The 19179-nt window shown below is 66.4% G+C and carries 23 protein-coding genes and 1 riboswitch; of the genes, 18 read left to right on the top strand and 5 right to left on the bottom strand.

The annotated features are described in order from the left end of the window. Positions 1–7 precede the first annotated feature (7 nt). Together GGQ90_RS18855 and GGQ90_RS18850 are read right to left on the bottom strand one after the other, a co-directional pair. Positions 8–754 (bottom strand): GntR family transcriptional regulator, encoded by a 747-nt coding sequence (locus GGQ90_RS18855; protein WP_188083512.1) that lies wholly within the window; start codon positions 752–754, stop codon positions 8–10. A 31-nt stretch (positions 755–785) separates the two neighbouring features. Next, positions 786–1853, bottom strand: coding sequence for an aromatic ring-hydroxylating oxygenase subunit alpha (locus GGQ90_RS18850; protein WP_188083511.1), 1068 nt, complete (start codon positions 1851–1853; stop codon positions 786–788). Positions 1854–2073: 220 nt separating this feature from the next. Here GGQ90_RS18850 and GGQ90_RS18845 point away from each other — a divergent pair, with 220 nt between their 5' ends. From GGQ90_RS18845 to GGQ90_RS18830, 4 genes are all read left to right on the top strand, one after another. Then, positions 2074–3168, top strand: coding sequence for an alpha/beta hydrolase (locus GGQ90_RS18845; protein WP_188083510.1), 1095 nt, complete (start codon positions 2074–2076; stop codon positions 3166–3168). Positions 3169–3254: 86 nt separating this feature from the next. After that, positions 3255–4280, top strand: coding sequence for an alpha/beta hydrolase (locus tag GGQ90_RS18840; RefSeq protein WP_223178335.1), 1026 nt, complete (start codon positions 3255–3257; stop codon positions 4278–4280). 58 nt (positions 4281–4338) lie between these two features. Next, a complete protein-coding gene (locus tag GGQ90_RS18835) occupies positions 4339–4767 on the top strand; it encodes a carboxymuconolactone decarboxylase family protein (protein WP_188083508.1) in 429 nt (142 codons plus the stop codon). Next, positions 4764–5276, top strand: a complete 513-nt coding sequence (locus GGQ90_RS18830; RefSeq protein WP_223178334.1) for a (R)-mandelonitrile lyase — start codon at positions 4764–4766, stop codon at positions 5274–5276. The genes GGQ90_RS18835 and GGQ90_RS18830 overlap by 4 nt, the downstream gene beginning before the upstream one ends. On the opposite strand, the gene GGQ90_RS18825 is transcribed toward GGQ90_RS18830, so the two are convergent. Further along, the gene (locus GGQ90_RS18825) at positions 5264–6157 is read right to left on the bottom strand and encodes a LysR family transcriptional regulator (protein WP_188083507.1); all 894 of its coding nucleotides are present in this window, start codon (positions 6155–6157) and stop codon (positions 5264–5266) included. The two genes, GGQ90_RS18830 and GGQ90_RS18825, sit on opposite strands and share 13 nt — an antisense overlap. A gap of 156 nt (positions 6158–6313) precedes the next feature. On the opposite strand from GGQ90_RS18825, the gene GGQ90_RS18820 reads away from it, so the two are divergent. The 5 genes from GGQ90_RS18820 to GGQ90_RS18800 all read left to right on the top strand — a co-directional run bounded on the left by GGQ90_RS18820 (position 6314) and on the right by GGQ90_RS18800 (position 9793). Beyond that, positions 6314–7171 (top strand): aldo/keto reductase, encoded by an 858-nt coding sequence (locus GGQ90_RS18820; protein WP_188083506.1) that lies wholly within the window; start codon positions 6314–6316, stop codon positions 7169–7171. Between the two features lie 14 nt (positions 7172–7185). Beyond that, positions 7186–8337 carry an aldo/keto reductase gene (locus GGQ90_RS18815; protein ID WP_188083505.1) on the top strand — a complete coding sequence of 384 codons (1152 nt, stop codon included), beginning with the start codon at positions 7186–7188 and terminating at the stop codon, positions 8335–8337. Next, positions 8334–8924 carry a flavodoxin gene (locus GGQ90_RS18810; protein ID WP_188083504.1) on the top strand — a complete coding sequence of 197 codons (591 nt, stop codon included), beginning with the start codon at positions 8334–8336 and terminating at the stop codon, positions 8922–8924. Before GGQ90_RS18815 ends, GGQ90_RS18810 begins: the two co-directional genes overlap by 4 nt. 2 nt (positions 8925–8926) lie before the next feature. Then, the gene (locus GGQ90_RS18805) at positions 8927–9388 is read left to right on the top strand and encodes a nuclear transport factor 2 family protein (RefSeq protein ID WP_246428315.1); all 462 of its coding nucleotides are present in this window, start codon (positions 8927–8929) and stop codon (positions 9386–9388) included. 66 nt (positions 9389–9454) lie between these two features. Next, the gene (locus tag GGQ90_RS18800; protein ID WP_188083503.1) at positions 9455–9793 is read left to right on the top strand and encodes a carboxymuconolactone decarboxylase family protein; all 339 of its coding nucleotides are present in this window, start codon (positions 9455–9457) and stop codon (positions 9791–9793) included. Here GGQ90_RS18800 and GGQ90_RS18795 read toward each other — a convergent pair. After that, positions 9787–9996 carry a hypothetical protein gene (locus GGQ90_RS18795; RefSeq protein ID WP_188083502.1) on the bottom strand — a complete coding sequence of 70 codons (210 nt, stop codon included), beginning with the start codon at positions 9994–9996 and terminating at the stop codon, positions 9787–9789. The genes GGQ90_RS18800 and GGQ90_RS18795 overlap by 7 nt on opposite strands. A gap of 340 nt (positions 9997–10336) precedes the next feature. Beyond that, positions 10337–10548: riboswitch (cobalamin riboswitch) on the top strand. Positions 10549–10828: 280 nt separating this feature from the next. On the opposite strand from GGQ90_RS18795, the gene GGQ90_RS18790 reads away from it, so the two are divergent. The 4 genes from GGQ90_RS18790 to cobJ are packed head-to-tail and all read left to right on the top strand — an operon-like array spanning position 10829 to position 14008. Further along, positions 10829–11881 (top strand): cobalamin biosynthesis protein CobG, encoded by a 1053-nt coding sequence (locus tag GGQ90_RS18790; RefSeq protein ID WP_188083535.1) that lies wholly within the window; start codon positions 10829–10831, stop codon positions 11879–11881. Beyond that, positions 11881–12510, top strand: a complete 630-nt coding sequence (locus GGQ90_RS18785) for a precorrin-8X methylmutase (protein WP_188083501.1) — start codon at positions 11881–11883, stop codon at positions 12508–12510. The genes GGQ90_RS18790 and GGQ90_RS18785 overlap by 1 nt, the downstream gene beginning before the upstream one ends. Beyond that, a complete protein-coding gene (cobI, locus tag GGQ90_RS18780; RefSeq protein WP_188083500.1) occupies positions 12507–13229 on the top strand; it encodes a precorrin-2 C(20)-methyltransferase in 723 nt (240 codons plus the stop codon). Before GGQ90_RS18785 ends, cobI begins: the two co-directional genes overlap by 4 nt. Beyond that, entirely contained in the window at positions 13226–14008 is a 783-nt protein-coding gene (gene cobJ / locus GGQ90_RS18775; RefSeq protein WP_188083499.1) for a precorrin-3B C(17)-methyltransferase, read from the top strand. Before cobI ends, cobJ begins: the two co-directional genes overlap by 4 nt. Here cobJ and GGQ90_RS18770 read toward each other — a convergent pair. Next, entirely contained in the window at positions 13969–14733 is a 765-nt protein-coding gene (locus GGQ90_RS18770) for a cobalt-precorrin-6A reductase (protein WP_188083534.1), read from the bottom strand. The genes cobJ and GGQ90_RS18770 overlap by 40 nt on opposite strands. Here GGQ90_RS18770 and cbiE point away from each other — a divergent pair. From cbiE to cobF, 5 genes are read left to right on the top strand one after another with little or no spacing between them, the layout of a single operon-like run. Then, positions 14732–15940 carry a precorrin-6y C5,15-methyltransferase (decarboxylating) subunit CbiE gene (gene cbiE, locus GGQ90_RS18765; RefSeq protein ID WP_188083498.1) on the top strand — a complete coding sequence of 403 codons (1209 nt, stop codon included), beginning with the start codon at positions 14732–14734 and terminating at the stop codon, positions 15938–15940. The genes GGQ90_RS18770 and cbiE overlap by 2 nt on opposite strands. Then, positions 15937–16299, top strand: a complete 363-nt coding sequence (locus tag GGQ90_RS18760; RefSeq protein ID WP_188083497.1) for a cobalamin biosynthesis protein — start codon at positions 15937–15939, stop codon at positions 16297–16299. The genes cbiE and GGQ90_RS18760 overlap by 4 nt, the downstream gene beginning before the upstream one ends. Further along, the gene (cobM, locus tag GGQ90_RS18755) at positions 16296–17081 is read left to right on the top strand and encodes a precorrin-4 C(11)-methyltransferase (RefSeq protein ID WP_188083496.1); all 786 of its coding nucleotides are present in this window, start codon (positions 16296–16298) and stop codon (positions 17079–17081) included. Before GGQ90_RS18760 ends, cobM begins: the two co-directional genes overlap by 4 nt. Then, positions 17078–18382: a cobyrinic acid a,c-diamide synthase CobB gene (locus GGQ90_RS18750; RefSeq protein WP_188083495.1), complete on the top strand. Its 1305-nt coding sequence runs from the start codon at positions 17078–17080 to the stop codon at positions 18380–18382. The genes cobM and GGQ90_RS18750 overlap by 4 nt, the downstream gene beginning before the upstream one ends. Further along, positions 18382–19134: a precorrin-6A synthase (deacetylating) gene (cobF, locus tag GGQ90_RS18745; RefSeq protein ID WP_188083533.1), complete on the top strand. Its 753-nt coding sequence runs from the start codon at positions 18382–18384 to the stop codon at positions 19132–19134. Before GGQ90_RS18750 ends, cobF begins: the two co-directional genes overlap by 1 nt. The last annotated feature ends 45 nt before the right edge of the window (positions 19135–19179 follow it).

The raw sequence follows: 19179 nt of genomic DNA, 5'->3' as shown, positions 1-19179 counted from the left end.
CGGCCGTCTAGGCGGTCGATGATGCACCGAGGCCGATCCCCAGGCGCCTGAATATGGAGGCGCTGCCGACGGCGGCTTCGGCATGGTTGCGCATCACCCGTTCCGCCTCGTCGGGGGCTCGGCGCAGGATCGCATCGACCACGGCGCAATGCGCCCGATGGGCTGCCTCAAGATGCGCGAACTCGGCAGGGCGGTCGTTCCAGTCGACGGCCAGTGCGGATGCCGAAGCGAAGGGCAGGTGATTGTTGCGCGCCAGCGCCTGTCCGATCGACGGGTTGCCGCATATGTCGATCAGCAGATCGTGGAAGGCCAGATTATAGGCGTGGAAGCGATCAAGGTCGCCGTCGCTTAGGCAGCCCTTGGAAAAAATGGCATCTCCCTGCGTCAGGCATGCCGCAAAGCGTTGTTCATCCAGTGAGGAAAGGCCCTGCGTCGCGATCCGGCGCGCCGCCAATCCTTCCAGCACGCCGCGGACTTCGATCGCGCCATGGATCTCGGACGCCGTGATCGCCCGTGCGGCGTAGCCGCGACCACCCAGCTTGGTGACCAGTCCCTCCGCTTCGAGCGCCCGAAGCGCGGTGCGGACCGGCATGCGTGAAACCCCGAGTGCCGCCGCCGTCGCCACTTCGGCAATCCGCTCGCCCGGCTGGATCACCCCTTGGGCAATCATGCGCCGCAAGGAGATGATGACATGCTGTCCGGGCTTGGTGGGGCGCTGGTCGACATTCGCGTCGCTGTCGGATGGATCCTGCATGACATGCCTTTTGAAGGTTGCTCGCCGGCTGTCAAATCGGTGTGATCTCCGCTGCGATGGCCCGCTCGATCATCATGCGCGATCGCACCCCGCCCGCATCGATGTTGAGCTTCAACAGCCGGCGATCGGGATATCGGGTCAAATTTGCCTGCTGCTGTTCGAGCATGTCGAGATCCTCCGCGAAGATCCGGCCCTGTCCCTCGCGGATCGTGTCAGTGAGCATTTCGTCCTCGGTCGCGAAGCGACGCGCCATGCCCCAGAAATAATGGTGTGATGTCTCGGTTTCCGGCGTGATGAAATCGACGACGATCGCGGATGCCTTGAGCGCGTCATCGGCCTCATAACCGCCGCGTCCCTGCAGCGCGACACCCACTTCGATCATGACGTGGCTCGGTAGGGTGAAGCGGCAGATTTGCCAGCGGTCGACCGGCGCGTCCTCCGGCAGGCCTGCACCCCGAAGCGCCATTTGCCAGAAAGGCGGCGCCGAAACGGCATCCATGAACCGGCTGGTGACGACCTCCCTGTCGGTTGCATGGGTCTTGACCGGGGCCTCGTCGATTTCCTTCTGTCCGATGCTGCTGGCATGGACATAGGTTTCATGGGTCAGGTCCATGAGATTGTCGACCATCAGCCGATAGTCGCAGGCGATGTGATAATAGCCGCCACCATAGGCCCAATCGGCGCTTTCCGCCCATTCAAGATGATGCAGCGCGGCCGGGTTGGACGCATCGGCTCTGCCGGGCCATACCCAGATGAAGCCATAACGTTCGATCGTCGGAAAATGGCGGGTTTTGGGGAAGCCGCCGACCCGCTGGCCGGGCATGGAGGCGACCTTGCCGTGACAGTCGGTCACAAGGCCATGATAGCCGCAGACCAATTGCCCACCCCTGACAAAGCCAAGGGAGAGTGGGGCGCCGCGGTGCGGGCAGAAATCCTCCAGCGCGCAAACCGTGCCATCCTTGCCGCGAAAGAACACCATGCGTTCGTTACAGATGGTTCGTCCCAGGGCCTGGTCGGTCACTTCAGCCGAGGTGCAGGCTACATACCAGCTATCCTTCGGCCATAATTGCGCGCCGGCCGGCGCCAAATCTGCTCGCATGATCCACTCCTATTATTGGATCCATAATTTACGTTATTGGATCCAATATCAAGGTGAATTTACCTGCTCAGGCCTGACGTGGCGCAGTTCGGATGTCGGCTCCAAGGCGTGATCGACCTGTACGCATTTCATTAGCTCAGATTATAATGACATGCATATTTTGATGTCTAATTTCTAGGAGAGCCTTGCGCTAGTTTCCGTCCGAAAGCGGGAGGAAAGCATGTCGCGACGCCTATCCTTGTTGTCGGTGATCCCGTTGATTGGGGGGCTGGCATTATCGCCTGTTCTGGGCGCCGAGCCAAAACAGGCGCCTCTGGTCATTGCCGAACAGGGCAGTTTCACCGCCGGCGGAGCCGTCTTCGAAACGCCGGGGCAATACGTCAATAATGCGCCGACGGCGCAAGGCCAAAGCCTGCATGGCGACCATCTCTATGCCTTTTATCAGGTTCCGGAGCGGCCGCGCGATCTGCCGATCGTGATGCTCCATGGCGCCTATCAATCCGGTCGCAGCTGGGAAACGACGCCCGATGGTCGAGAAGGATTCCAGACCCTTTTCCTGCGCCGCCGCTTCACAACCTATGTCGTGGACCAGCCGCGCCGGGGGCGGGCGGGGAACAGCGCAGTCGCTACGACTATCGACGCCGCGCCCAATGACCAGCTCTTTTTCGATCAGTTCCGCCTCGGCATCTGGCCCACATTCTTCGACGGCGTGCAGTTCGATCGCAGCCCGCAGGCGCTGGACCAGTTCCTGCGATCGGTCACGCCCAATACCGGCCCCTATGACGCCAAGCTGATATCCAGCGCGATGACCGCGCTGCTGGAACGAACCGGGCCAGCGATCCTCTTCGTTCACTCCCAGGGCGGCGAGTCGGGCTGGCTGACGGCGATCCAGAGCGCGAACGTCAGGGCGGTGGTAGCTTTCGAACCGGGCAGCGGCTTCGTTTTCCCTAAGGGCGAGGCACCGGCGGACATGCCCAGCGCCGCCGGCACGCTCAAGCCTGTCGAGATTGCGGCAAGCGACTTTGCCAAGCTGACGCGGATGCCGATCGTCATTTACTATGGCGACAATATTCCGACAGCACCGACCGATGCGCGCGGCAAGGACAATTGGCGCGTCCGTCTGGCGATGGCGAAGCTCTGGGTCGCGACCGTCAATCGCCATGGTGGTGATGCGCAACTCGTGCATCTCCCGCAGATCGGCATCCATGGGAACACCCACTTCTTGATGTCCGATCTCAACAATCGTGAAGTCGCTGACCAGGTGTCACGCTTCCTTGCCGAGAAGCAACTCGATCGAACCGGAAGGCAAGAATGACAGGCCCGCTAACCCATCGTAACAGGCGCGAATTCCTTGAAGGTTCGGCGCTGATCCTTGCCGCCGCAATGACAGGAGTATCCCCCATGAGCCACGCAGCCACGGCCCCGATGGCCACGCCGCTGGATTATCGGAACAATCCATTCACCCTCGTCTATGATGGCGCGCTGACGACGAACCAGCCAGGCAAGGTCAATATTCATCCCGTCACCTACATGCTGAACGGGCTTGATATCGCCGCCAATGTCTACACGCCCGCAGGCTATGCGCCGGACAAATCCTATCCGGCGATTGTCGTGGCGCACCCCAATGGCGGGGTGAAGGAGCAGACGGCGGGCCTCTATGCCCAGCATCTGGCCGAAACCGGCTTCATCAGCATCGCCATGGACGCAGCCTATCAGGGCGGTAGTGGCGGTCTGCCGCGCAGCGTCGACAAGCCGATGTTTCGCATCGAGGACATCCATGGCGCGGCCGATTTCATCGCGCGCTTTCCCGGCGTAGACCCGTCCCGTCTGGGACTATACGGCATTTGCGGTGGCGGCGGCTATGCGCTGGCTGCGGCCAAGACCGACAAGCGCTTCAAGGCGGTCGCAACCCTGAGCATGTTCAATTCCGGCCGGGTGCGACGCAACGGCTTCCAGGATAGTCAGATGGCCACGATCCAGGAGCGCCTTAATCTGGCTTCGGCGGCACGCGCGCAAGAGGTCGCGGGTGGGGGCATCCCCTATTCGGGCGATGCGAACCTGACCGATGCGCAGATCGCGGCCCTGCCGTTCGACCTCTATCGCGAAGGCTATCATTATTATTGGCGCACCAATGCGCATCCCGGCTCGACGTTCCGATACACGACCAGCAGCCTGATGGACCTGATGCGCTGGGACGCGACCGATGAAATCGCGCTGATCGACGTGCCGCTCCTGATGATCGGGGGCAGCGCGGCGGATACGCTCTATATGAGCGAGGATGCCTTTGCCAAAGCCGCCGGAACGCGCGACAAGACATTCTTCCGGATAGAAGGCGCGCGCCACATCGAAACCTATTGGGTGCCCGCTTATGTCGCGGCGGCGCTGGGTCAGTTGACGCCCTTCTTCGCGCGCACGCTCAAGGCCTGAACCGCCACCATGCCGGGATTGGCGGTCGTGATTGACCTCGCTCCAGGAGAAGAATGCCATGATATCGAATAGCCCCAGCCGATGGATCGGCGCGAGCCTGATGCTGGCCTGCGCCATCCCTGTCATGGCGCAAGCCCAGGCGGCGGGTGACGCCGCAGGCCAGCCGCCGTCGCGCGCGCAACAGTTGATGGGCGACGTCGCGCCCAAGCTTGCCGAACTGACCGACGAGGTTTTGCTGGGCGACGTATGGGAGCGGCCGGGCCTTGCCAAGCGCGACCGGAGCCTCATCACGGTGGCGGCGCTGGTCGCATTGAACCGGCCCGAACAGTTGCGGTCCCATATGGAACTGGCGCGTCGCAACGGAGTCACCGAAGAAGAACTGGTCGAGGCGATCACGCAGCTTGCCTTCTATGCGGGCTGGCCCAACGCCATCAACGCGGTCGGCGTCGCCCGCGCTGTCTTTCATCCGGAGCGGGACGGCCGATGATGCGCCCCGTGAAGGCGGCGATCATCGGGCTTGGACTGACGTGTGTGGCGGTGCCGGCGATGGCGGAAGACAGACCAGCGGGATCGCCGGGCCTGTCGGTCATCCGCCCGGGCAGCACAGTCAGGATTGTCGGTGCGCCCGAGAATTTCAAAGGGATCGCCCATGTCGAAGGCCTTTTCCAGCAGGAAGAGCCGGCCCGGATCGGGGGCGCAACCGTGACATTCGAACCTGGCGCCCACACCGCGTGGCACACGCATCCGCTTGGCCAGACGCTCGTCATCCTCAGCGGCCATGGCCTTGTGCAGCAGTGGGGCAGCCCGGCCGAGCGGTTCGGGCCGGGCGAAGTCGTCTCCATCCCACCCGGCGTGAAACATTGGCATGGCGCCGGGCTGGATGAGCGCATGGCGCATGTCGCTCTCGCCGAGCGCCTGGACGGCCGATCCGTCAACTGGATGGAGCCGGTCAGCGATGCAGACTATGCGCGTGCGGCTGGCGCTCAGCCGCGATAGCGCAGGGTCTCGACCAGTAGCGCGAAGGCCGGCGAAGCGTGACGCCGGCTGGGATAATAGAGATGATAGCCGGAGAATGGCTCGCACCAGTCCTCCAGCACCCGTACCAGCCGGCCATCCGCGATATGGGGCAGAACCTGATCCTCCGGCAGATAGGCCAGGCCCAGGCCATCCAGCGCCGAACTGAGCCGCAGGCCGATATTGTTGAACACCAGCTGCCCTTCGACCCGGACATTGACCTCATGCCCGTCCTTGTCGAGATCCCAGGGGAAAATGCCGCCATAGGTTGGCAGGCGGATGCCGATGCAATTATGGCCGGTCAGATCCTGCGGTGCATGCGGGATCGGGTGGCGGGCGAAATAATCGGGGGAACCCACGACCGCCATGCGCAGGTCCGGACCGATCCGGACCGCAATCATGTCCTTGGCGACCTGATCGCCCAGGCGCACGCCCGCGTCATAGCCCTGCGCAACGATATCGGTCAGGCCATAATCGACGATGATTTCGACGCGGATGTCGGGATTGTCGGGCAGCAGCTTGCGCAAGGCCGGCTGCAGGATCGAGATCGCCGGATGCTCGCCGGTGTTGATCCGGATGGTGCCCGAAGGCTTGTCGCGCAACTGGCTCAGCGCGGCGAGTTCCTGCGCAATTTCCTCGAAACGCGGCGCCAGCGTGCCGAACAGCCGGTGGCCTGCCTCGGTCGGCGATACGCTGCGGGTGGTGCGGGCAAGCAGCCGCAGGCCCAGCCGTTCCTCCAGCCCACGGATGGTCTGGCTGAGCGCCGATTGCGAGATGCCCAGCTTGGCCGCGGCACGGGTAAAGCTGCGTTCGCGCGCCACCATCACGAAGGCTGAAAGCTCGTTATAATTTTCGCCCGCCATTGATTAGATCACCTTATAGCGACATGCCGATTATGGCGTCTAATCGCATTCCGCTGCCCAGGCTATATCCTGCGCATCGATTTCCTGCGCTGCCTGAGCCGGGTTGGCCGGCAGCCTGGAAAGCGCTGCTGTCGCTGTTTGACCGGAGTTGCCCTCATGACGCAGACCACCCCCCATGTGACGCTGAACAATGGCGTCGAAATGCCGAGCCTTGGCTTTGGCGTATTTCAGGTTCCCGATCCGGCCGAATGCGAACGCAGCGTGCGTGACGCGATCGATGTCGGCTATCGCCTGCTCGACACGGCAACCTCCTATGGCAACGAGGAGGCCGTCGGCCACGCCATCCGCGCCCATGGCATTGAGCGTGGCGAATTGTTCGTCACCACCAAGCTGTGGATCGAGGATGTGAGTTATGAGGGCGCCAAGGTCGCCTTCGAGCGTTCGCTCAACAAGCTGCAACTCGACTATCTCGACCTCTGGCTGATCCATCAGCCCTATGGCGATGTCTATGGCGCCTGGCGCGCCATGCAGGAACTCTACAGGGCAGGCCGAATCCGCGCCATCGGTGTCAGCAATTTCTATCCTGATCGACTGCTCGATTTCGTGCTGCACAATGACGTCGTGCCAGCGGTCAACCAGATCGAGATCCATCCCTTTCACCAGCAGCATGACGCCCAGGCGCTGCTGACCGAATATGGTGTCCAGGGCGAAGCCTGGGGGCCTTTCGCCGAGGGCAAGAACGGGTTGTTCAGCGACGAACTGCTTGCGTCGATCGGCCGGAAACATGGCAAGAGCGTCGCGCAGGTGGTGCTGCGCTGGCTGCACCAGCGCGGCATTGTCGCGATCCCCAAGTCGGTCCGAAAGGAGCGCATGGCCGAAAATTTCGCGATCTTCGACTTTGCACTGGATGACGACGACATCGCCGCCATCGCCACGCTGGACCAGAAGGCCAGCAGCTTCTTCGACCATCGAGATCCGGCGATGGTGAAATGGCTCGGCACCCGCAAGCTCTGACGGGGGAAACGTATATGGCAGACCATATCGAATCGGGACATGTGAGCCGACGCGGGCTGATGGGTGTCGCCGGCCTGGGCATGGCAAGTGTCGCGCTCGCAGCGAACGGCTCTGCCGGGGGCACCACATCGCGGACAGCGCGCACGCTGTCCGGCGAACGGCGGAAACTGGGCTCGCTCGCAGTCTCCGCCATCGGCCTGGGTGTCCAGAACATGCATCGGACCTACCAGACCACCATCCCTGACCGGGCGGAGATGCACCGCATCATCGGCGCCGCCCATGACCATGGCGTCACCTTCTTCGATACGGCCGAAGCCTATGGACCGCATGAGGACGAACGCATCCTGGGCGAGGCGACGCAATCCTTTCGCAACGACATCGTCATCGCCTCCAAGTTCGGCTGGAATATCGACCTTGAGACCGGAGAGCGCCGCCCCGGCCTGAACAGCCGTCCCGACCATATCAAGCGGGCGGTCGAAGGCTCGCTCCGGCGGCTGCGGACCGATCGCATCGATCTGCTGTACCAGCATCGCGTCGACCCGGCGGTGCCGATCGAGGATGTCGCCGGCGCGATCAAGGATCTGATGGACGAGGGCAAGATATTGCACTGGGGCCTCAGCGAAATGGGGCTGAACACGTTGCGCCGTGCGCATGCGGCGCTGCCGCTGACGGCGGTGCAGAGCGAATATTCCATGCTCTGGCGCGGGCCGGAAGCCGAAGTGCTGCCGCTCTGCGCGGAACTGGGCATCGGCTTCGTGCCGTGGAGCCCGCTCGGCGTCGGCTTCCTGACCGGCGCGATCGATGCGCGGACCGCCTATGCCGACGGCGACATCCGCAAATATGAAACGCGCTTCGCCGGGGAGAATATCACGTCGAATCTGGCGCTGGTGGCCTTGCTCAAAAGCTGGGCGGAACGGAAGGCGGCGGCACCGGCGCAGATCGCGCTCGCCTGGCTGCTGATCCAGCGGCCATGGATCGTGCCGATACCGGGCACGACCCAAATGGCGCATATGATGCAGAATATCGGTGCGGCCAATCTCGACTTCACGCCCGCCGAAGCCGCCGAACTGACCGCTGCCGTCTCGGCGATCATCGTGAAAGGTGACCGCCTTCCGCCCGCCGTGCAGGCCTTTTCGGGCGTGGAAGCGCCATTGAGGGCATCATGAGGGATGTGCCGGACTTGTCGCGGCGCATGGTCCTGGGTGCGTCTGCGATGCTGGCATTCAGCAACACGGCGGCCTGTGCCCAGGATGGCGACACTGCGCGCATCAGGGGCGGCAAGATCCTTGTCGCCTATCTTACCCGTTCGGGAAATACCCGGGTCATCGCCCAAACCCTGCACCGCGCTCTCAATGCCGACCTGTTCGAAATCCGGCCTGCAAGTCCCTATCCGGCGGACTATGAAGAACATGTCGCACAGGCCTCGCGGGAACGCGCCGAGGGCTATGCGCCGCCCTTGGCTGCGCTTGTTACCGACATCGCATCCTATGATGAAGTCTTCCTCGGCTTCCCGATCTGGGGTCAGGCCGCGCCACCACCCATCCTGTCCTTCCTGAAAGGCCATGACCTGCGGGCCAAGGCATTGCGGCCCTTCATCACCCATGGCGGCTACGGCGTCGGTTCCGCGCCGGGCACCTTGGCAGGCCTTGCACCGGCGGCGCGGATCCAGCCCGCTTTCGTGATGGAGGCGGATCAGGAACGGCGCACACTCAACCAGATCAAAGCCTGGCTTGGCCGGATTGAAGGGGAATGATCATGACGCTGCCCGTCCAGGGATCATATATGCTGGGCCTCCTGTTGCTGGCGGCCGGCCCCGTAGAAGCGGCGCCTCCAGCAAGGGCGGCCATAGCGGCGGAGCAGGAACTTATCGCCCTTTCCCGGCAGAAGTGGGACTGGATGGCGCAGCGCGATGTCGCAAGGCTGGGTGCGCTGTTCGACGATCAGGCGGTGTTCGTCCATATGGGCGGCACCATGACGAAGGCGGCCGAACTGGACGTGATCCGCAGCGGGAAAATCCAGTATAAGCATGCGCAGATCAGGACCGTCTCGGTGCGGGTCATCAACGCGACCGCCATCCTGCTCAGCGACATCCGGTTGACCGCGATCGTTGGCGGCAGGGAGGTCGTAAACCCCTTCATGGTGACCGAGACCTATGTGCGCGACAATGGCCGATGGAAGCTGGGTGCCCTGTCCTTCACCCGGCTTTTGACGGATTGAATCGAAAATCTGTCGTCGACCGAATGATCTGGGTCGCCTCTCTCTTCGCAATCGAAAGATAGATCCATGTCGCAGATCGACTTCACCAGCCCGCGCGAGGCCGCGCGCGCCTGCACCTCGCAACTGGCCGCCTTCGTCGAGGATCCGCCTTATGCACATGTCTGGAACGATCCAGCCCTTTCGAAGCGCGACCGCAGCCTGGTCACGCTCGCCGCGCTCATCACGCTCCATGCCGAACACGAGTTACCCGCGTATCTGCGGCGGGCACGGGACAATGGCGTCACTGATGCGGAACTGGCCGTGTTGATCACCCACCCGGCCTTCTACGCCGGTTTTCCCGCCGCCATCACCGCCTCGGCCGCCGCCGCCGCAACCTTGGCCTCCAAGAGCGGAGCCGATCAGTGAAGGCGATCCAGTTCAACCGGTTCGGCGATGCCCACGTCCTTCGGATGCGGGATGTGGCAGACCCGGTCCTGCGTGCCGCCGATATCCTCATCAGGGTCGCGGGCTCCGGCGTGAACCGCGCCGATATCGGCTTTCGCAACGGCCATGGTGATCTTCACTGCGTCCGCCGATCGTATCGACAAGGTCATGGTGATCGACAGCATTATCCTCTGGAAGAGGCGCCTGAAGTCCACCGTCGCATGGAAATCGGCGCCAGCTTCGGCAAGATTATCCTGCGAACGGATTGAGCGGTTGCTGTAGGGAAGGTCGTGCCTAAGGGCGTGTCCTTCCCCACAGTGCAACTTTTCACTGATCTGCGTTCCCGCATTGTCGCTGGCGTTCGCAGCACGCCCCTAGTGAAAAAAACCGACGGTCTGCACTGGAGAATTGAAAGGGAAGCGTAAGAGCGTCTCAAATGGATCGGTCTGCCGATCTATATTCCGCGTCTTGGCTAAGCCTGAAGTTTCGACTAGGGCATCCTCGATGCTCCAGTTCGCGCTGGGGCATTGCATAACTGACGCCGGTGTTCCGCAAGGAACTTAATCGGGAATACGGTGCGGGGGCCTTGCCCCTTATTCCGTGGCTGTCCCTGCAACTGTAAGCGGATAGCGCGATGCACGAGCCCATGAGGGCAGCCACTGGACAGAGCGTCCGGGAAGGCGTGCATCCCGCAACGACCCGCGAGCCAGGAGACCTGCCGGCGTTTCGGTCGCTCTTGTCCTGACCCAGGGGTTGGTCATGGCACGGTCTCTCTTCCGTCTGGGCGGCGAAGCGTGTGGCTGGGGCTGCACGGCCGCGTGGTGTCGGGCGCCTGTCGCGCCTGCCTGCCGCCTCGCGCCGACCGGCGATGCCGGCAAGCCCCGCCTGGTTGCGTCCCGGCGCGCGGAGGATTTGCCTGTGAGCCAGACCGGCGCGGGCAGGGATAGGGCGACCGCGAACCATGCGGTGGCCCACGGGCCGGCCGTTCGGGGCTGGTGTCCCGACGCCTGGCGCCCAATGGCGGCGGGCGACGGGCTGATCGTGCGCGTGAAGCCGCGCCTCGGCCGTCTTTCGGCCGACGACATGGGCGCGCTGTGCGAGGCGGCGATCGCCCATGGCAACGGCCTGATCGACATGACCCGGCGCGCGAACCTCCAGATCCGCGGCGTGCGCGACGAAAGCTGGCGCCCCTTGCTCGACCGGCTGCTCGACCTTGGCCTGGTGGACCGCGATGCCCGGCGCGAGGGCGCGCGCATGATGATGATCGCGCCGGACTGGCGCGAAGGGGACGATAGCCATCGCATCGCCAGCCAGTTGCTTGATCGCTTGGACGAACTGCCGGACTTGCCGGGCAAGATGGGCTTTGTGATCGATGCCGGCGTCGCGCCGGTCCTGTCCGATGAAGCGGGGGATTTCCGCATCGAGCGGGCGCGGGATGCTGGCCTGATCTTGCGCGCGGAGGGGCGGGCACAAGGCATGCCGGTGGATCGCGGCGGCGAAGTGGATGCGCTGCTCGCGCTCGCCCGGTGGTTCGTGGAGAGCGATGGGCCGCGCGCGGGGCGCATGGCCCGGCATGATGCCTTCTTGCCGGATTGGGCAACGGGCACGGCAGAGGCGGCGTCGCCACGCCCGCGGCTGACCCCCGGCGCATGGCATGGCGGCATGGCCTATGGTCTTCCCTTCGGCAGGATCGACGCGCGGCATCTTCTCGACGTGCCGGCGATGCGGTTGACCCCGTGGCGCATGTTGCTGGCCGAAGGGCAGCTGCCCGGCCTGTCCGCCGACGCTGTCGACCCGCTGCTCCATGTGGAAGCCTGTCCCGGCGCACCTGCCTGTCCGCAAGCGAGCGTGGAGACCCGCGACCTCGCCCGCCGGCTGGCGCCCCATGTCGCGGGCCGCCTTCATGTCTCCGGCTGCGCCAAGGGTTGCGCCTGTTCGATGCTGGCCGATGTCGTGCTGACGGGACGGGACGGGCGCTACGACCTCGCCTTCCATGCCCGCGCAGGATCGGCGCCCGTCCGTCCTGACCTCTCTGCCACCGACCTTCTTGCCCATTTCGGAGCCTGTTGATGCCCCATGATTATGAGAGGGACGGCGCGGCGATCTATCGCCAGTCCTTCGCCACCATCCGCGCCGAAGCCGACCTTGGGCGCTTTGCTGCCGAGGAAGAGCCGGTCGCCGTGCGCATGATCCATGCCGCAGGCATGGTGGACCTCGCGGCCCATATCCGCTTTTCGCCGGGCTTTGCAGCGGTGGCGCGGCAGGCCCTGGCCACAGGCGCGCCGGTGCTGTGCGATGCGCGCATGGTGTCGGAAGGGGTCACGCGGGCGCGCCTGCCCGCCGACAATGCCGTGCTCTGCACCCTGCACGACACCGCTGTGCCGGACATGGCGCGGGCGATGGGAAATACCCGGTCCGCCGCGGCGCTGGAACTGTGGCGGCCGCATCTTGCCGGGGCGCTGGTTGCCATCGGCAATGCGCCCACGGCGCTGTTCCACCTGCTCGACATGCTGGAAGATCCGGCCTGTCCACGCCCGGCGGCGATCATCGGCTGCCCGGTCGGCTTCGTCGGCGCGGCGGAATCCAAGGCCGCTTTATGGGCAGCGCAGCCGGTCCCCTGCTGCGTCGTCGACGGCCGGCTGGGCGGCAGCGCGATCACGGTCGCGGCGATCAATGCGCTGGCGAGCCGCGCGGAATGAGCGGCACCGTCTATGGCGTGGGCCTTGGCCCCGGCGCGCAGGACTTGCTGAGTGTGCGCGCTGACCGGCTGGTGCGGGGCGGACGGCATGTCGCCTATTTCCGCAAGGCCGGCCGACCGGGGCAGGCGCGCCGCATCGCGGAGGGCATGTTGCGGGACGATGCGATCGAACTGGCGATGGAATATCCGGTGACGACCGAAATTCCGCTCACCGATCCGCGCTACAATGACTGCCTTGCCGCCTTCTATGCCGACTGCACCGGCCGGCTGCTGGCGATCGCCGAGGCGGGCGCGGATGTGGTCGTATTGTGCGAGGGCGATCCCTTTTTCTACGGCTCGTTCATGCATCTGCACAGCCGGCTGTCGGGGCTGGTCCCGGTCGAAGTGGTCCCCGGCATCATGGGCATGTCGGGCGCCTGGAATGCGACCGGCCTGCCGATCACCTGGGGCGACGATGTGCTGACTGTCGCAATGGCAACCCTGCCGGAAGAGGAACTGGTTCGCCGCATTCGCGATACCGACGCGCTGGTGGTGATGAAGATTGGCCGCCACCTTGCCAAGCTGCGCCGTGCTGTGGCGGCGGCCGGGCGCAGCGATGAAGCATGGCTGGTCGAACATGCCGCCATGCCGGAACAGCGCGTGACCCGGCTGGCCGATGTCGACAGGGTGACGCCCTATTTCTCTATCCTGCTGATCCACGGCCAGGGGCGCCGGCCATGAGTCTTGCGGCGGCAGAGGGCGGCTGGATCGCGATCGCGGGGCTTGGGCCGGGGGACGAAGCGCTGGTGACGCCGGAGGTCGATGCTGCGCTGGCTGCCGCGACCGATGTGGTGGGCTATATCCCCTATGTCGTGCGGGTTGCGCCGCGCGCGGGGCTGATGCTGCATCCTTCGGACAATCGGGTGGAACTGGACCGGGCTGCCCATGCGCTGGAGCTGGCGGCGCAGGGACGGCGGGTCGTCGTCGTCTCCTCGGGCGATCCGGGCGTCTTTGCCATGGCGTCTGCGCTGTTCGAGGCGCTGGAGGCCGGGCCGGTCGGCTGGCGCGACATCGACATACGCGTGCTGCCCGGCATCACCGCGATGCTCGCGGCCGCCGCGCGGGCGGGCGCGCCGCTCGGCCATGATTTCTGTGCGATCAACCTGTCGGACAATCTCAAGCCCTGGTCCGTGATCGAAAAGCGGCTGCGGCTGGCGGCGGAGGCGGATTTCGCCATGGCCTTCTACAATCCCCGCTCGGCGTCCCGGCCGGAGGGTTTTGTCCGCACGCTGTCCCTGTTGCGCGCGCTTTGTGGCGATGCGCGGCCTATCCTCTTCGCCCGTGCCGTGACCACCGCGCAGGAGACACTGCATATCGTGTCGCTGGGGCAGGCGCGGGCGGACATGGCGGACATGCGCACCATGGTGATCGTCGGATCGAGCCGGACCCGTATCATCGAGCGGGCACGCGGGCCGATCCTCTATACGCCGCGCGGCATCCCTGACGAGGCGACCGGATGAGCGATCCAGTCGAGAATATCCTCGGGCCGGTGAAATTCCTGCCGATCCGGCACCGGGGGACGGTCGATCATCAGCACGCGCAGGCCCAGCGCGCGCGCGGCGTCCAGCTTGGCGACCGCGCCATAGCCGCCTGCATTCTTGGCGACGATCAGGTCGATGCGATGGTCCTGCAGCAGGCGGGTGTCGTCCGCCACCGTGAACGGGCCACGATCCACGATCAGGGCATGATCGGGCAGGGACGGCGCCGCGTCCGGCGCATCCACGAAGCGCAGCAGATAATGATGCTGGGGCAGGGCGGCGAAGTCCTCCACATGCATGCGCCCCAGGGCAAGCATGATCCGCTGAGGCGGGCCGTCGAGCGCGGCTACCGCCGCTGCCATGTCCGGCACCGCGGTCCAGCGATCGCCGGCGACGGGCGTCCAGGGCGCGCGGGTCAGCGCGGCATGGGCGATCCCCGCCCCATGCGCGGCCGCCACCGCATGGGCGCTCATCGTCGCGGCAAAGGGGTGGGTGGCGTCGACCAGATGGGTGATGCCTTCCGCGCGCAGATGCGCGAGCAGTCCCGCCACCCCGCCAAAGCCGCCGACCCGCACGGGCAGGGGTTGTGCCCGTGGGCTGGCGGTACGACCGGCATAGCTGAAGGTCGCGCGGATGCCGCGCGCGGCAAGCAGGACCGCCAGCGCGCTTGCCTCCGTCGTGCCGCCCAGCAGCAGGATATTCGGCATGGATGACATGAACTCTCCACCCTGGTTGACGATCGTCGGCATCGGTGAGGACGGGATGGACGGCCTATGTGCGGCAAGCCGCACGGCGCTGGCGACGGCGGCCCTGGTCATGGGGCCGGCCCGGCACCTTGCGCTGCTGGGCGGGATTAGCGCGCCGATCGTCGAATGGCCAGTGCCCTTCGCGGACGGGATCGCGCGGCTGCTGGCGCATCGTGGGCGGCCGGTGGTGGTGGTGGTGTCGGGCGACCCCTTCTGGTTCGGCGCGGGCAGCAGCATCGCGCGCCATCTGGCGGCCCATGAATGGCGCGCGCATCCCGCTCCCTCCACCTTCGGGCTGGCGGCGGCGCGGCTGGGCTGGGGGATACAGGATGTCGCGTGCCTGGGCCTGCATGCCGCGCCGCTGGAACGGCTGCGTCCGCACCTCGCGCCGGGCGCGCGGGCGCTGGTGCTGCTGCGCGACGGGGCGGCGGTGGCGGGGCTTGGCGCCTGGCTGTCGACCAGGGGATTTGGCGCGTCGCGCCTGCATGTGCTGGAAAGCCTCGGCGGCCCGCGCGAGCGGATCCGCTCGATCGAGGCCGGGGCGACGATGCCGGCCGACATCGCCCATCCCGTGGCGGTCGGGCTGGAGGTCGCCGGTGACGGTCCCGTCCTGCCGGTCGCCAGCGGTCGTCCCGACGCGATGTTCGACCATGACGGACAGATCACCAAGGCGCCGGTGCGCGCCCTGACCCTGTCGGCGCTGGCGCCCCGACCGGGGGACTATCTGTGGGACATCGGCGCCGGGTCGGGGTCGATCGCGATCGAATGGCTGCTTGCTCATCCCGCCAATCGCGCCTGCGCGGTGGAGGCCGATCCGGCCCGTGCGGATCGCGCCCGCGCCAATGCCCGTGCGCTGGGCGTGGATCGGCTGGAGCTGATGGTCGGTCGCGCGCCGGATCTGCTGCCCGATGGTCCGATGCCGCAGGCCGTCTTCATCGGTGGCGGCCTGTCGCAGGCGCTGCTGGAACGACTGGAGACGTTGCTGCCACCCGGCACGCGGCTGGTCGCCAATGCCGTGACATTGGAGTCGGAGGCGTTGCTGGCGCTCTGGCACGGGCGGCGGGGCGGCAGCCTGCTGCGCATCGAACTGGCCGACGCCGCGCCGCTCGGCAATCGCCATGGCTGGCGGTCACGCTATCCGGTGGTGCAGTGGAGCGTCACGCTATGATCGTCGCGGGCTTCGGTTTCCGTGCCGGCGCGACCACTGCGTCGCTGCGCGCGGCGCTGGCGGCGACCGGCGGCGGGCAGGACATCACCCATCTCGCCACGCCGGCGGACAAGGCGCCGGCACTGGCCGAACTGGCCGCGCAACTGGCGCTGCCGCTCATCCCCATTGCGGCAGACCGCCTCGCGTCCTTGCCCACCATCACCCGGTCGCCGGCGTCGCTGGCCGCGCGGGGCATAGGCAGCGTCGCCGAAGCCTGTGCCCTGGCCGGCGCGGGGAAAGGCGCCCGCCTGCGTGCCGCCCGCAGCCTTTCCCCCGATCGCATGGCGACCTGCGCCATCGCTCAAGGAGTATCATCATGACCGTCCATTTCATCGGCGCCGGCCCTGGCGCGCCCGACCTGCTGACCCTGCGCGGCCGCGATCTGATCGCGGCCAGCCCGATATGCCTCTATGCCGGGTCGCTGGTCCCGGCGGAGCTGCTGGGTCATTGCCCGCCCGGCGCGCGCATCGTCAACACCGCGCCCCTGGACCTGGACGCCATCATGGCGGAGATCGCCACCGCCCACGCCGCCGGGCAGGATGTGGCGCGGCTCCATTCCGGCGACCTGTCGGTCTGGTCGGCCATGGGCGAGCAGATCCGCCGCCTCCGGGCGCTGGACATTCCCTTCACCGTGACGCCCGGCGTGCCGGCCTTCGCCGCGGCTGCCGCTGCGCTGGAGGTGGAGCTGACGCTGCCCGAACTCGCCCAGTCGCTGGTCCTGACGCGCACGCCGGGCCGCGCCAGCACCATGCCGCCGGCCGAGAGCCTGACCAATTTCGCCGTAACGGGCGCGACCCTGGCCGTCCATCTGTCGATCCACAATCTGGCGCAGGTGGTGGCGGATCTCATGCCTGCCTATGGCGCGGACTGCGCGGTTGCGGTGGTGTGGCGCGCAAGCTGGCCCGACCAGCGGATCGTGCGGGCGACCCTCTCCTCGATCGAGGCGGCGGTCGCGGGCAGCATGGAACGCACTGCCCTGATCCTGGTCGGCCCGGCGCTGGACGCGGCGGATTTTGCCGAAAGCAGCCTTTATGCGCAGGGCTATGACCGGCGTTTCCGGCCCCAGCATGCCGGATCGCGCTACGCCGGGTCGTCCGAGTGACGGTGCCGGGTCTGCTCGTTTCGGCGCCCGCATCGGGCACCGGCAAGACGACCGTCACGCTTGGCCTGCTGCGGGCGTTGCGCGAGGCGGCGCTGACGGTGCAGCCGTTCAAATGCGGGCCGGACTATATCGACCCGGCCTTCCATCGCGCTGCCTGTGGCCGGCCGTCCTTCAACCTGGACAGCTGGGCGATGGACGGCGCGCTGCTCGACCGGGTGGCGGCCGAGGCGGGGGATGCAGACATGGTGCTGGCCGAAGGGGCGATGGGCCTGTTCGACGGGGTGGCGAGCCGGGGCGCTACCGGCCACGGCACCGCCGCCGACGTGGCGCGCCGCATGGGCTGGCCGGTGCTGCTGGTGCTCGACATATCCGGACAGGCGCAATCCTGTGCGGCGACGGCGCTGGGCTTCGCCCGCTTCGATCCTGATGTGACCATTGCGGGAGTCATCCTCAATCGCGTAGCCAGCCCCCGGCACGAACGGCTGGCGCGCGCGGGGCTGGCGGCGGCGGGCATCACGGTGTTCGGCGCCTTGCCCCGGCACGCCGACCTTAGCCTGCCCGAACGGCATCTGGGGTTGGTGCAGGCCGGCGAGCAGGAGGGGCTCGATCAGGCGCTGGATCGCTATGGCGCGCTGATGCGGGAGCGGATCGATCTTGCTGCGGTTCGGGATGCCGCGCGGTCGCACGGCATCAGGGCCGGCGGGCGCTTGGCCGATCCCCCGGCGCAGCGGATCGCGGTGGCGCAGGACGTGGCTTTCTCCTTCCTCTATCCGCATCTTCTGGAAGGCTGGCGACAGGCCGGGGCACAAATCATGCCCTTTTCCCCGCTGGCCGATGAGGCGCCAGCGGACGATGCCGACCTGATCTGGTTGCCGGGCGGCTATCCCGAACTGCACGCCGGGACCATCGCGGGCGCGCAGCACTTCCTGACGGGCTTGCGCCGCCATGCCGAGGATCGGCCGGTCCATGGCGAATGCGGCGGCTATATGGTGCTGGGCGATGCGCTGATTGGCCGGGACGGCACCGCCCATCGCATGGCCGGGCTGCTCGGCCTTGTCACCAGCCATGCGGATCGCCGCCTGCATCTGGGCTATCGGCGGGCGGAGCTTCTGGCGCCTGTCGCGGGACTGCGCGCCGGCACCATGCTGCGGGGCCATGAGTTCCATTATTCGACCATCGTGGCGCAGGGCGACCCGCCGCTGATGCGGGTGACCGACGCCGATGGCGCCGCCGTCGCGGAGACGGGATCGCGGCGCGGCTGGGTCAGCGGTTCCTTCTTCCACATGATTGCGAGCGCATGATGATCGACCTGGACCTCATCGGCATCGGCACCGGCAATCCCGATCATCTGACCGCCCAGGCGGTGCGGGCGATGAACAGCGCAGACCTCATCCTGCTGCCGCGCAAGGGCAACGCCAAATCCGACCTTGTCGACCTGCGCCGCACCATCTGCGCGGCCGTGCTGACGCGGGCGGTGCGCGTGGTGGAGTTCGACCTGCCCGTGCGCGATGCGCGCGGCGACTATATCGGCGGCGTCCAGGACTGGCACGATGCCATCGCGCAGGCCTGGGCCGGACAGATCGCGCGCCACCTGCCCGATGGCGGTCGCCTTGCTCTGCTCGTCTGGGGCGACCCCTCCCTTTATGACAGCAGCCTGCGTATCGCGGATCGGCTGGCGGGGAGGGGGCTGGCGATCCGGGTGAGCGTGGTGCCGGGCATTACCAGCCTGCAGGCGCTGACCGCCGCGCACGCAATCCCCCTCAACCGGCTGGGCGCGCCGGTGGTCATCACGACCGGGCGCCGGCTGCGCGACGATGGCTGGCCGGCGGACGGAGACAGCGTCGCCGTGATGCTGGACGAGGGCTGTGCCTTCGACACGCTCGATCCCGCCGGCATCCATATCTGGTGGGGGGCCTATCTCGGCATGGCGCATCAGTTGCTGGTCGAAGGGCCGCTGGCGGTCGTGCGGAGCAAGATCGCGGCGCTCCGCGCGCAGGAACGGGCACGGCATGGCTGGATCATGGACATCTATCTGATGCGCAAGGGCGCATGACTGATATCTGTTTCCAGACCGTTGGCGCTGATTGACCTTCCCGTC

This window comes from Sphingobium scionense, from assembly GCF_014197035.1.
GTDB lineage: Bacteria > Pseudomonadota > Alphaproteobacteria > Sphingomonadales > Sphingomonadaceae > Sphingobium > Sphingobium scionense.
This window is presented reverse-complemented; position numbering and strand designations above follow the sequence as displayed.